Annotated in this window: 11 protein-coding genes; all 11 read right to left on the bottom strand. The window is 48.5% G+C overall.

Annotated features, from left to right (window positions below; all coding sequences use genetic code 11):
- Window positions 1-140: 140 nt before the first annotated feature.
- Window positions 141-899, bottom strand: coding sequence for an SDR family oxidoreductase (locus FS373_RS05645; protein ID WP_152828908.1), 759 nt, complete (start codon window positions 897-899; stop codon window positions 141-143).
- Between the two features lie 4 nt (window positions 900-903).
- A complete protein-coding gene (mmsB, locus tag FS373_RS05640; RefSeq protein WP_144047400.1) occupies window positions 904-1824 on the bottom strand; it encodes a 3-hydroxyisobutyrate dehydrogenase in 921 nt (306 codons plus the stop codon).
- Window positions 1825-1877: 53 nt separating this feature from the next.
- On the bottom strand, window positions 1878-3017 hold the full coding sequence (locus tag FS373_RS05635) for an enoyl-CoA hydratase/isomerase family protein (RefSeq protein ID WP_152828907.1): 1140 nt from the start codon (window positions 3015-3017) through the stop codon (window positions 1878-1880).
- Complete coding sequence (locus tag FS373_RS05630; RefSeq protein ID WP_152828906.1) at window positions 3017-3790, bottom strand: enoyl-CoA hydratase; 774 nt, start codon at window positions 3788-3790, stop codon at window positions 3017-3019. The genes FS373_RS05635 and FS373_RS05630 overlap by 1 nt, the downstream gene beginning before the upstream one ends.
- Window positions 3791-3815: 25 nt before the next feature.
- Window positions 3816-4973, bottom strand: coding sequence for an acyl-CoA dehydrogenase family protein (locus FS373_RS05625; RefSeq protein ID WP_152828905.1), 1158 nt, complete (start codon window positions 4971-4973; stop codon window positions 3816-3818).
- A gap of 150 nt (window positions 4974-5123) precedes the next feature.
- Entirely contained in the window at window positions 5124-6629 is a 1506-nt protein-coding gene (locus FS373_RS05620) for a CoA-acylating methylmalonate-semialdehyde dehydrogenase (RefSeq protein WP_144047403.1), read from the bottom strand.
- Between the two features lie 230 nt (window positions 6630-6859).
- Complete coding sequence (locus FS373_RS05615) at window positions 6860-8050, bottom strand: thiolase family protein (protein ID WP_144047404.1); 1191 nt, start codon at window positions 8048-8050, stop codon at window positions 6860-6862.
- Window positions 8051-8309: 259 nt separating this feature from the next.
- Window positions 8310-8759, bottom strand: coding sequence for a hypothetical protein (locus FS373_RS05610; protein ID WP_144047405.1), 450 nt, complete (start codon window positions 8757-8759; stop codon window positions 8310-8312).
- An 83-nt stretch (window positions 8760-8842) separates the two neighbouring features.
- Window positions 8843-11173, bottom strand: a complete 2331-nt coding sequence (locus tag FS373_RS05605) for an immune inhibitor A domain-containing protein (RefSeq protein WP_322619450.1) — start codon at window positions 11171-11173, stop codon at window positions 8843-8845.
- A 523-nt stretch (window positions 11174-11696) separates the two neighbouring features.
- Window positions 11697-12641, bottom strand: coding sequence for a homoserine O-acetyltransferase MetA (gene metA, locus FS373_RS05600; RefSeq protein WP_152828904.1), 945 nt, complete (start codon window positions 12639-12641; stop codon window positions 11697-11699).
- Between the two features lie 69 nt (window positions 12642-12710).
- Complete coding sequence (locus FS373_RS05595) at window positions 12711-13112, bottom strand: YbaY family lipoprotein (protein ID WP_144047408.1); 402 nt, start codon at window positions 13110-13112, stop codon at window positions 12711-12713.
- Window positions 13113-13374 lie beyond the last annotated feature (262 nt).

The raw sequence follows: 13374 nt of genomic DNA, 5'->3' as shown, positions 1-13374 counted from the left end.
CCTGTCACAGGGATAAATACAGATCTTAACGAATGAATCGAGAGCAACAAAAAACGGGCCTAAGCCCGTTTTATTATTTATCATACTTGTCTTAGAAATTAGAGCCTAGGAACTCGTTCCCAGGCTCTAGACACTCGAGTCTATATACGTATGCCACCATCAATCTCGAAGACACGGCCGTTAACATAATCGTTCTCTATGATGAACTTAACCGTCGATGATATCTCGCTAGGTTGACCCAGACGGCCAACTGGCACCATTTTCTCCATACGTGCTAGCGCTTCAGGCTTCATCGCAGCCGTCATTTCAGTTTCAATCACACCCGGCGCTACCGCGGCGCTACGAATATTGTATCTTGCCAACTCTTTCGCCCAGCCAACAGACATAGCAGCCACACCCGCTTTAGAAGCCGAATAGTTAGTCTGGCCCATATTGCCTGCCTTGGCTAAGCTGGAGATGTTGATGATCACGCCTTCTTGCTTAGATTCGATCATAGCAACCGCAGCTTCACGTCCACAGAGGAATGAGCCGGTTAAATTGACGTTAATCACCGCCTGAAATTGCTCATAGGACATACGGTCTGTCACCTTACCCTCTTTGGCTTTGACTAGCATGCCATCGGATAAGATCCCTGCATTGTTGATAAGCACATTCACTTGACCGAAATCTTCCAGAATGAAACCGAACCCCGCCACCACATCTTCTTCAGAGGTAATATCAAAGGCATAACCTTGTACTTCAGCTCTGTCGCCAATATCGGCGCAAGCACGTTCAAGCTTCTCTTGATCGACATCGATAAGGGCCAATTTAGCGCCAGCTTCGGCTAAATCCACCGCCATAGCCAAACCAAGTCCACCAGCACCGCCAGTAATTACCACTACCTTATCTTTTAAATCCATCGTGTTACCCTTTGCTTTTAATTTGTTGTAAATGAGAAAACTGTTCAAAAATACTAGAAAAATCTCGTGTGCCATTGCCTTGACGAGCATGGTTCACATATAAACTGCGTGCAAGCGCGCCCATTGGCGTACAGGAGTTAGTCAGTAATGCCGCCTCTTGGGATAGGCCAAGATCTTTAACCATAAGATCGACCATGAAACCGCCCTGATAATCATTCGACGACGGTACAGACTCCATCACACCCGGACAAGGATTATATTTATCTAGCGTCCAATTACCACCACTACTGACCTTCATTATCTCAGATAACACCTTAGGATCTAAGCCATGGTCAATTCCCATCTGCAGAGATTCGCTGGTGGCTATCATCAGCACTGACAAAAGCATGTTATTACAAATTTTGGCCACCTGACCGGCGCCCGGTCCACCAGCGTGTAAAATATTGGCACCCATATGACTCAGCACCTTAGAGGCTTGCTCAAACCCGCTGTCGCTGCCACCACAGATAAAGGTTAATGTCCCGGCCGCCGCGCCTGCTGTGCCACCCGATACGGGCGCATCGACAAACTCAAATCCTTTACTCGCTGCAACTTCGGCGACATGTTTAGCGCTCTGAGCATCTATGGTCGAACAATCGATCAATAAGGTCCCCTCGGCCACCACATCGAGCAAGCCCTTATCAGAGCTGCCTTCACCTAAGTAGAGCGAGCGAACATGTTTGCCGGCCGGCAGCATGGTTATTACCACATCTGCACCAGATGCAGCGCCGCAGGCACTCTTGGCCGCAAGCGCGCCAACGTCAGTAAGAGACTTCATCGCCTCGGGGACGAGATCGAACACCTTAACCATCACGCCTGATTTAACTAAATTGGCCGCCATAGGCGCGCCCATATGTCCCAATCCGATAAATGCGATACTTGTCATCTAACACTCCTTACCTAAAGTAAATTATTCCCCGAGACTCATTTCAATAGCGCTTACAACAGAGGCTCCTCCAACTGAGCTAAGGGGTGCGATGCTAAAGACCAAGGTGAACTCAGCATCTGCTCGATTAAGCTAGTGGGCACATCCGCCACTTGGTTAAATTTCCACTGGGGATTGCGATCTTTATCGATAAGCAGCGCCCTCACTCCTTCAGAGAAATCTCCCAGAGCACAGCAGTTCACACTCAAGCCAAGCTCAAATCTAAATATCTCAGCCAGACTAAAGTCTATACCTAAGTGCGCCTGGCGATAAATAAGTTGCAAGCTGATGGGGCTACCAGACAGCATGGTCTTGATGGGGCGCGCTAACCAAGACTCCTTAAGCTTAAGCTCGCCGACTCGAGCCATTATCTCGTTGAGCGAGCCCGACATCAGTGCATCAATGTCATCTTTATGAGTCTCGAGCTGCCCCTTGGCTAACCCTGCGCTCGCTTTGACTCCGGTGCGATTGAGTTCATCGCTCAGCAAGCTGTGATTAACCTCGGTATCATCTCCCCAATTCAGGCAGGCCAAGCTATCAAGCAAGGGCTGTTTATCATCATCTTGAATATAGTGATTAGCTATCCCAACGTATTTTGCATCGGCAGCATTCATGTTATAAGCCGTCAGTCCCAGAAACAAACCTAGCTTTCCCGGCATGCGATTAAGAAAGTAACTGCCACCAACATCGGGATACAGGCCTATGGTCACCTCAGGCATGGCGATACGTGAACGCTCGGTTACCACACGATGACTCGCCCCCATCATCAGGCCAAGCCCCCCTCCCATAACGATACCCGTTCCCCAAACTAAAATAGGTTTAGCATAGGTATCGATAAGATAATCGAGTCTATATTCCTGCTCAAAGAACTCTGTCGCCTGCTCGGTAAGTTCACCCGGCGTTGCAACAGATGCATAATAGATGGCCCTGACATCGCCGCCGGCGCAGAAGGCTTTCTCACCTGCACCATCTAACATCACCATGGCGATAGCATCATCATCTTGCCAGCGCGTAAGCTGCGCAAACATCAACTGCACCATCTCGAGGTTGATGGAATTAAGGGCTTGCTCCATATTCAGGGTCATCACCCCAATCTGCTTGCCAGAGGCTGTACCTAAGGTTTGAAATACCACACTATTGGTTGAATTCGTCATCAGCAGTTCTTCCAGTTAGCCTTACGCTTTTCTAAGAAAGCCGCAACCCCTTCTGCCTGATCTTGGGTATCAAACAGGTCCGCAAACAGCTCTCGCTCTATGGGTAAGGCTTGGTTTCTCGGCATATTTCGCCCGGCTTGGATCAGAGTCTTACAGGCTTTAATACTACTGGGGCTCTGCTTAGCCACCTTGGCGGCTAGCTGCATGGCCGCATCGAGAGAGGCTCCGGTGTCTACCTCCTCCTCGACCAGTTTTAGCTGCAGCGCTTGCTGTGCGCCCACTCGCTCACCACATAAGATCATTCGCTTAGCCCAGCCTTCTCCGATGAGCGCCGCCAGATTTTGCGTCCCCCCCGCACAAGGAAGCAGACCCACGGTCGCCTCGGGCAAGGCCATCACCGCCTGAGATTCGGCGATGCGTAGATCACAGGCCAGAGCCACTTCTAAACCGCCGCCCATGGCATAGCCATTGATTGCCGCGATTGAGACACCGCGAAATGCACTCAAGGCTTCGAACGCTTCACCGAAACACTTGGCCATATTGGCAGCATTCTCTTTATTGCCATCGGCAAACAACTTGAGATCGGCTCCGGCGGAGAAAAACTTGTCACCTTCACCAGTGATAACCAGGGCATAAATTTCCGGATTATCATTGAGTGCCTCCACCTTCTGCTTCAGCAGCTGCAGGCTCTGGGCTGTCCAGGTATTGGCCGGCGGATTGCTCATGGTGATCACTGCGGTATTGCCTACAATCTTCTCTATCAGGGCTGTCATCTGTTACTTCCTTTTATGAGTCTAATTACAAGATCTGTCCGGCGCTCTCATCGAGCAAACGTCTCGCAATAATCAAGCGCATGATCTCGTTAGTCCCTTCCAATATCTGGTGTACGCGCACATCACGCACATAGCGTTCTAAGGGATATTCACGTATGTAGCCATAGCCGCCGTGCAGCTGCAACGCCGCATCACAGACTTGAAAACCTATATCGGTAGCGAAGCGTTTCGCCATGGCGCAGTAGGCGGAGGCTTCCGGATCGCCACAATCGAGTTTAAAAGCCGCCAAACGCACTAGCTGTCTTGCCGCCACTAATTCAGTGGCCATGTCGGCGAGTTTAAATTGCAGCGCCTGAAACGTGGCGATAGGTTTGCCAAATTGCTTGCGCTCTTTCATATATTGAGTGGCGCGCTCAAGCGCCGCCTGAGCCGTCCCCACTGAGCAGGTGGCGATATTGATGCGTCCGCCATCTAGCCCCTTCATGGCGAAGGTGAAGCCTTGCCCCTCTTCACCTAATAGATTTGCTACCGGTACTCGCACTTGGCTGAAGGTGATCTCGCGGGTAGGTTGAGCGTTCCAGCCCATCTTATCTTCCGCCTTGCCATAGGTTACCCCTTTTGCATCGGCGGGGATCACTATGGCTGAGATGCCTTTAGGTCCGTCTTGTCCGGTGCGGCACATGACCACTAATAGCTCGGTCGCCCCCGCCCCTGAGATAAACATTTTAGTGCCGGAGATCACATACTCATCGCCCTCTCTCACCGCTTTGGTCTTAAGGGATGCAGCATCGCTGCCCGCGCCCGCTTCGGTTAAACAATAAGATGCCAGTTTCTGACCCGTGGTTAATGACTCGGACCACTCCTTTCTCAAGGTTTCGGTGCCAAAACTGGTCACCATCCAGGTCGCCATATTATGTATGGTCAACATGGCAGTGGTGGATGTACAACCCATGGATAGCTGCTCGAAGATAATCGATGAATCGAGACGTGACAGTCCCATGCCACCTTCACTTTCCGGCGAATACAGGGAGCAGAAACCCAGCTCTCCGGCGCGTTGAATGACATCTTTAGGGAAGTGGTGTTCTCTATCCCATTGAGCAGCAAATGGGGCGAGTTCGTCTTGTGAAAACTGTTGGGCTAGATCGGCAAATTGGCGCTGATCATCACTGAGGTTAAAATCCATCGATGTCTCCTACGGCACTTTTATAATAGAGCTCAAGCTCTTTGTTCTAATGTGTGCCTGCCTGTTTATTGAATCATTGATATTGTAATCATCCTTAGGTGGATAGCGTATCCACCTAAGGTGCTTAAGCGTTACGAACTGTCAGCCCTGTTACTTGAGCTCGATCGTCATGTTGGGCGCTGCATGCTCGGCGTCAGTTATCTGTGACTCGAACCAGCGCGCCGTGATGGTCTTAGTTTCGGTGTAGAAACGCACCGCCTGCTTGCCATAGGCATGCTGATCGCCATAGAAGCTACCCTTCCAGCCGGTGAAAGAGAAAAATGGCAATGGCACAGGAATGGGTACATTGATCCCCACCTGACCCACTTCTATCTCATGCTGATATTTACGCGCGACCGCGCCACTGGCAGTAAAGATTGAGGTTCCATTGCCATAGGGGCTGTTATTGACTATCTCGATGGCCTCTTCCAGGGTATCGGACTCCATGCAGCACAGCACTGGACCGAAGATCTCTTCTTTATAGATGGTCATCTCGGTGGTGACATTGCTAAACACAGTCGGACCCACCCAGTTACCGGATTCATAACCTGGCACGGTAAATTCAGAACCGTCGAGTAGACACGTGGCACCTTCCGCCTTACCTTGCGCGATAAGCGACAGCACTCGCGCTTTGGCTGCTGGGCTTATCAGTGGGCCATAGCCCGCCCCTTTATCATCCCACAGACCGGGTTTTACCTTGGCAATCGCTTCCTTGAGTTCTGGGATCCATTCTTTGGCCGCGCCGACAAATATCGCCACAGATAGCGCCATGCAACGTTGACCTGCCGCGCCAACCGAGGCTCCGACTAAGTTATTAATCACTTGCTGCTTATTGGCATCAGGCATGACAACGCAGTGATTCTTAGCCCCAGCAAACGCCTGTACACGCTTGAGGTTATCCGTGCCTGTCTTGTAGATATATTGACCCACGCCCACAGAGCCTACGAAAGAGATAGCCTTAACGTCTTGATGATTCAGCAGCACATCTACCGCTGTCTTATCACCATGCACTAACTGCAACACGCCCTTAGGTGCCCCGGCCTCTTCGAACAGCTCAACCAAACGCTGAGGCGTCATGGGATCTTGCTCAGAAGGCTTGAGTACGAAGGTGTTACCGCAGGCGATAGACAAGGGGAACATCCACAGCGGGATCATGGCAGGGAAATTAAACGGGGTAATACCGGCACATACGCCCAGAGGTTGACTGTAGCTATAAGTATCTATGCTTCTGGCCACATTCTCGACGGTTTCCCCCATTATCAGGGTCGCGATATTACAGGCATGTTCGGCCACTTCGATACCGCGCCAAACATCGCCTTTAGCATCATCAAAGGTCTTACCCGTCTCTTGGGCCAGAATAGTCGCCAACTCATCATGGTGCTCTTTCAGCAGATGCTGATATCTGAACATCACCCGGGCACGCTCGGAAACAGGCACTTCTTTCCAGGTTTTGAAGGCTGATTTGGCACTGGCTATGGCAGTTTCCACCTCCTGGACGGTAGCGGCATTAATCATGGCGATGGTTTCATTGTTGGCAGGGTTAGTTACCGAGATTTGTTGCTTCCCGATACCATCGATAAACTGGCCGTCGATATAATGTTTCACTTGAGTGGTCATATTGCTTCCCATTAAGACTGCTTGGAACAAGTTTGCTGTGGTTTATTATTTTTTTATCCACATAAGCCTGTTGTCTTGTTGATTGCGGCACATGAGTGACTAGTTATTTACTCACATAGTGTTTGGTATTTATTCGTATACTTCTCTGATTATTCTCTATCTTTAACTTTCATTGGTTTTTCATTACTAATAAAAAAGGCTTATCTTTTCAGATAAGCCTTATGGTCAACTTAAACTTCGATTGCCATGGCAGTGGCTTCGCCGCCACCGATACAGAGCGATGCGACACCGCGCTTGAGCCCGCGGGCCTTAAGTGCATGTATCAGAGTCACTAACAAACGCGAACCTGAACAGCCAATAGGATGGCCCAGTGCACAGGCGCCGCCATTGACATTGACCTTAGACTCATCAAGAGAGAGCTCAGAGATGGCCAACATGGTCACCATGGCAAAGGCTTCGTTGATCTCAAACAGATCCACATCATCCTTACTCCAGTTCACCTTATCGAACAGCTTGTTCATGGCGCCAACTGGCGCCGTGGTAAACAGTGATGGCTCCTGGGCATGAGTAGCATGTCCCTTGATGGTGGCGAGTATCGGCAAGCCCTGAATATTGGCCTGTTTCGCCGTCATCAACATCAGCGCCGCCGCGCCATCTGAGATTGAACTCGAGTTGGCGGCGGTTATGGTGCCGTCTTTGGCAAAAGCCGGACGCAGGGTGGGGATCTTATCGGGACGGGCATTACCCGGCTGCTCATCAGTATCGACTAAGGTATCACCACGGCGATTCGATACTGTGACAGGCGCTATCTCTTGTTTAAATGCACCGGACTCGATGGCCTTGTTGGCTTTATCTAATGAGCTCAGAGAGAAAGCGTCCATCTGTTCGCGAGTAAGCTTAAACTCATCGGCGGTGTTTTGTGCAAACGTGCCCATGGCACCGCCGGTATAGGCATCTTCCAGTCCATCTAAGAACATATGATCCATTATCTTACCGTGACCCATACGCATGCCGCCGCGGGCTTTATCGAGCAGATAAGGTGCCAGGCTCATGCTTTCCATACCACCAGCGATGACGATATCGGCACTGCCGGCCTTGATAAGATCATGGGCCAACATGACTGTCTTCATACCTGAACCACAGACCTTATTGACTGTCGTCGCGCCAACCGACAGGGGTAAACCTGCACCTAGGGTCGCTTGACGAGCCGGCGCCTGGCCTAGACCCGCAGGAAGTACACAGCCCATCAAAACCTCATCGACAGCATCGGCGGCAACGCCCGTCTGCTCAATCAGACTCTTGATGGCTGTCGCTGCCAGTTTAGGCGATGGGACGGTAGATAGGGATCCCTGAAAGCCCCCCATAGGGGTGCGCTTGGCTGCCACAATGACGATCTCTTGACTCAATTGCTCTGTACTCATTATCCACTCCGTCTTTTATCAGCTAGTTAGCGTCAGCCAAAAATAGGTGATCTAGTTCAAGTTCTATAACTAAAGAATAGCACTCTGACGTTTACGCGAACGTAAAGCAAGCGGAAATAGCAAGATAAGAAAGGAAACAGGAGAGTGATATTGTCACTCAAGATTTACACAGGCACTTGCTGTTAGTCCGATATGAGGAAATTGACGAGCTAGCTTAAATTACTAGCCCTTATACATATTGGTATTTAAGTTTGCAGCACTAGAGAGCTGCCCCTTGCTTCAATTGACACAGCCTATACTCAGACTCAGTTTTGTGACGATACTCTTCTATCAGTTGTCGTTTTTGTTCATCCTGGGTGTCTGGTGCAATTACACCTTCATTAAGCAAACTTGTTTCAATTTGTCGGACATTCATTTTTGGCTTCTTACAAGACGAGACAGTTTTCCCTCTCCCCTGACATTGACGGTACTTATCATTTTTCTGCTTGATATAGTCCCGAATTGCCCGCTCCTTTTCTGTTTGAGTCATGGAATCTGTCAGCACTCCGCTTTTAGTCAACATAGGCTCTAATGACCATATATCGACAACAGGTGAAGGCTGCTGACAAGCCTGAGTTAGCTTGGGTTGAGCCAATGCAGGCGACGCCGTAATGGCTAACAGAGATGCATTAACTAAGAATATGGCGATCAGTTTTATTGGTTTCATCATCTATCCACCTTTCACTCGATTATTTTCGACAATAAAAAAAGCGCTGAAATCAGCGCTTTTTTAAGGGCTTGGTCTATTTATAATTAACGATAAATATAAACAGAACCTACGCTTCTGTCTTTACTCTGATTGATCAAGCGAACCTTCAGGCCGTAGGTCGGAACATTACGACCCGCATCAGGAATATCAGTGCCGATATACCTTCTACGGTCATTGAACAGACGTTGACCACGAACACGGTTATCACGCAATGTTATGCCATACTGCTCTTCAAGATCTAAGAACATCTTGTCATTTCTATCTATGCTGAACGTCGCATCATGGATCTGATACTTAGTCGAAGCAGGTGCACCGTCACTCCACTTGAGTGTCTTCTGATCTGCATCGACAACCCCTAAGAAACCATCTCCAGGGTGAATACCTACCCAGTTATCTGAATACTTGTTATCAACATACCAAATGAGAAGTCCTTCTTCATAGCTCATGCTTTCACCGGCAACATTGATGTGGGCAAGGCCACTGTCTACGCCATGGTGAGTACGCCATTCAAGCAAGTAATAATGATCCGTATAGGTACTACCTGTATCAGCCATAAAACCATCGAAGCTAAATGGCTCAGAAGTCGAGTCATCGGCATTCGCTGTAACCACTGCGACACTGTCTAGTTCGACACTGAAATCATCGATATAGATACCCGCATTTGCCACACCGGGATCTGTGCTATACATGACTGTGACATCTACCACCTGACCAGCAAAGCTAGTCAGATCGAACTCAGCATCGATCCAGCCATTTGATGTACCCGTTATACCGTTGCCTAAGTTATTGTCATTTGGGTTGGTATCTGTCGTCAATGAACTAGGTATAGTCACCAGGCCAGCTTCAGTTACGATGGCCAAATAGGCATAATCCCAATCGGCCTCTATGTCATACCAGGTCTTAAACTTAGCTAGGACTGACGTTGCATCGGTCAGATCAACAGTCACATACATGCTATTCTCAAGATCATTGCCTGAACCACTGAAGTAAGCATATTCACCGCTCACCGGCGTGGTGATCAGACTCTGCTTCTGGGGAAGGTTAATGCGAATTGCATCATGGTTAGTGCCCTTGCTTGACGCTTGGTCGAGTAAGCCCTGAACGCCACTTCTCGGAATCTCATCGAAGTTAACCGTTGCGCCATGTAACCAGTTACCACCTAGAGAAGCCTGTAACTGCTCCTTGGCCCAGGCACTGAAACCTGTTGGCTCAGTACCGCCTAGACGACCCGCCCAGCTACCAGAAGACATCACAGACCACATGGAAACTGGCTCGCCTTTACCTGTGTATTGAGTATCGTACTCATCAGGCAGGCCTAGATCATGACCATATTCATGGCTAATCACACCAACGGCACTGTCGATAGGTGCGATAGTATAGTCATAGGCAACCATGGCTCCGCCCCAATAAGGAGCATCTGAGGTTGCACCAGGAATCGCCCAGACACCACCTAGATTCCAGCGATGTGCCCAGATAGCATCTTCACCTAGTTGACCACCGCCGGCTTCTTCACCCACACTGGAATGGAACACCATCACGTGATCCACTAAGCCATCGGCTTCCCAATAATCACCATCGCCATCAAGATCGTATCTATCTTCGATATCGAACTGAGAAAGATCGACACTTGGATCGGCTGAAGCCGCCGCTAACGCTTCACGAATTAAGCTACGTGCGTCGCCATCAGGATTGCCACCATAGTAAGCCGCGTTTTCTGTAGCCATATACCAACCGGCTACATCACCTGTGAGTGAATAACTTCCACCAGACTGCTTTTCATAAAATTGCGTAAATGAGTTGGCATGATGCCCGTTAGGGGCTACCCAGCCATTGGCACCGAACAAGATTTCACGATAATGATCTTGATTATAATCTTCATAATACATACCGGAATCTTCCGGCAGGATTGAGTTATGAGGGAAATCAGGGAACTCCATCAAGATGGCCAGCACACGGCCCTGACGCGTTTCACCGCTATAGTCTTCCAACATCATATTGTCAGGACGATTTCTACGCGATGAACCTAATTTACCAGGCTTCTTTCCCCTGTCCTTGCGGGCTTTCTTGCCAGATGATTTGATCTCGCTATCCATGGCGAAATTACTCGTCGCTTGGGCATCTAAGTTTGCAGCTCTCAGCGCCTCTTCCTGTTGACGAGTGTGTAGGAAACCGCGTAGCGCGACCTCGGCTTCTTTAAATGAAGCCCCTTGAGATATTTTCCCTGATTTTTTTAACATTTGAATCAGTCTTTGCTCGTCGGCAATGACCAGATCGAATGCACCTGATTGATGTGAATGTTCACGCTCTGCTGCGAGCGCATTACCTGACAATCCTGCTAGCGCTATGGCTAGTTGCAATAGTTTTTTATTCAACACGTGAATCCCCTGCGTTAACTTCCAGTTGTTGAGATAGAGTTCTGCCTCGGGATACTAGTTTTGCGCTAGTTTTTTATGAATCGAGGCAAGGTAAAAAACTCTACCTGAAGGAAGACAAGTGAGACAACAAAATAACAACATATCATTCACAAGTCGTATTCGTTCGCCCCTAGACCAATCCTTTAGTCTAGATGAGTGATTGACGAGATCGCAGAACCTGGCTGGAATGAAAATCGACGTTATTAAGCTAAGGTCTTAACAAACTGTTTCTTTTGATTTTAAAAAAATTAAGACGATGAACACGCATATAAATCAGCGTGTTTTATAGACAAGTCAGCCAGCACTTTAGACTGAGCCAAGTCGGGAAGTTATAGCCTTTACAACTAGAACAGGCTTAGGTGTAAACCTGATATTCCACAGTCCAGCGATTCAATCATGGTTGATCGCAGACAAAACAAAAGCCACCTAGGTAGCTTTTATGTTATTCAATTGATTCTTCAAAATACCCTTATAATTAGAAAGGTTACACTTCCTCCTCCCAGGGGGTGATGGCACTCATATCATCCAGATTATAGGGGGTTAACTGATATACATAATAGTTGAGCCAATTACTGACCAACAAGCTGCCATGTCCATGCCAGCGAGCGACAGGCTCCTGTTTAGGATCATTATTTCTAAAATAATTCTGTGGGGTTTCAGGCTCAAGCCCCTCGGCGAGATCCCGTAGGTACTCATCTCTAAGCGTCGCCTTCTGATACTCGGGATGACCCATCACAAACAGATTTCGGCTATTGGTACTGAGCACCATATAAGCCCCAGCCTCATCGGATTCCGTTAACACCTGCAGAGCGGGGTGGGCCTTAAGTTCATCAATATCCATCTGAGCAAACCGGGAATGTGGCGCTAAAAATTCATCATCGAAACCGCGTAACAGAGGGTAATGTTGACAGGTTCGCTGATGCAGGAAGACCCCTGAACGTTTAGACTTGAGCAGTTTTCTATTCAAGCCATACAGGTGATAGAGTGCCGCATGAGCCGCCCAACATAGAAAAAGCACAGAGGTAACATGGCGTTGAGACCAGTCGATAATTTCACGTATATGATCCCAATAGGTCACGTCTTCAAACTCGAGCTGCCCCAGAGGAGCCCCCGTGATGATCAGGCCATCGTAATTTTTATGGCTAACCGCCTCAAAATCCCGATAGAAATTATTCATATGATCGATAGAGGTATGCTTAGATTCTTTATCGTGGATCCGCAGCAAATCCACATCCACCTGTAGTGGTGTGTTCCCCAATAAGCGCAGTAACTGAGTCTCTGTCTCTATCTTATTGGGCATCAGATTCAAGATCAGCACTTTCATCGGACGAATGTCCTGATTCGCGGCTCGAGTCTCGGACATGACGAAAATGTTTTCTGACTCTAAAATACCTGCCGCGGGCAGATTATCGGGAATTTTAACCGGCATACAGCGCCTCATCCTCTATCGTTTGATTAACCAAGTAGTAGAAAAATGTGGCTAAATCAGTAATCCGGCTTAGCGACCCACTTTTTCTACCATGATAGACATAGGCACTGTTGAGCCTAAATCTATGTTGTACGCTTGAGTATTGATAAACATCAGCTTGTCATTGAGGCGAATGCTTGCTCCTATCGAGTAGGTATGACCCGCTTCAAATTGATCTCTGTTTATCAAAAAGTGAAACGGGGCAGGAGAAGTCACATCACTTCTCTCAATCTCAGCCATTACCACTGCAGGCACATCCATCAAGGACACATCTTTGACCTGGACCGTCAACACAGCATCTTGTGGCAAGGCGATGCGCTCCCTGTACCAAATCTCTCCCTGTATCTCGACAACCGCGTTGGGTGTTGCGCAGCCTACTAAAGTTGCAGCAGCCATGACCAAAGGTAAAACCAGTTTCAACCATTTTTTCATTGTATCTCTCCTAATCATACATTAAGACCTCTAGATGTCCATACGTCCATTGTAAAATGACTGGCTCAAATATTATTCTACTATGCGCTTAAAACTAAAGCAGACCACATACATTGGCATATTGTAACCATGGCCAGTTAAATTCCCACCAAGAGAGCAGGCTTCGAATTAAGCTGAATGAAATTTTCTGGTTTAGCTTTTGGCTGAGTGGGTATTGGGGAGTGTGTTTGAAGGTTTAGTCTTCATTGTAATCTATCGCCTG

The sequence above is a fragment of the Shewanella sp. YLB-07 genome (assembly GCF_009377275.1).
Note: the sequence above shows the minus strand (reverse complement) of the source record. Positions and strands in the feature narration are given on the sequence as shown.

Bases quoted from the DNA above. Each gene is read 5' to 3' on its own strand.
- FS373_RS05645 (WP_152828908.1), bottom strand. From the start codon at position 899: ATGGATTTAAAAGATAAGGTAGTGGTAATTACTGGCGGTGCTGGTGGA.
- mmsB (WP_144047400.1), bottom strand. From the start codon at position 1,824: ATGACAAGTATCGCATTTATCGGATTGGGACATATGGGCGCGCCTATG.
- FS373_RS05635 (WP_152828907.1), bottom strand. From the start codon at position 3,017: ATGACGAATTCAACCAATAGTGTGGTATTTCAAACCTTAGGTACAGCC.
- FS373_RS05630 (WP_152828906.1), bottom strand. From the start codon at position 3,790: ATGACAGCCCTGATAGAGAAGATTGTAGGCAATACCGCAGTGATCACC.
- FS373_RS05625 (WP_152828905.1), bottom strand. From the start codon at position 4,973: ATGGATTTTAACCTCAGTGATGATCAGCGCCAATTTGCCGATCTAGCC.
- FS373_RS05620 (WP_144047403.1), bottom strand. From the start codon at position 6,629: ATGACCACTCAAGTGAAACATTATATCGACGGCCAGTTTATCGATGGT.
- FS373_RS05615 (WP_144047404.1), bottom strand. From the start codon at position 8,050: ATGAGTACAGAGCAATTGAGTCAAGAGATCGTCATTGTGGCAGCCAAG.
- FS373_RS05610 (WP_144047405.1), bottom strand. From the start codon at position 8,759: ATGATGAAACCAATAAAACTGATCGCCATATTCTTAGTTAATGCATCT.
- metA (WP_152828904.1), bottom strand. From the start codon at position 12,641: ATGCCGGTTAAAATTCCCGATAATCTGCCCGCGGCAGGTATTTTAGAG.
- FS373_RS05595 (WP_144047408.1), bottom strand. From the start codon at position 13,112: ATGAAAAAATGGTTGAAACTGGTTTTACCTTTGGTCATGGCTGCTGCA.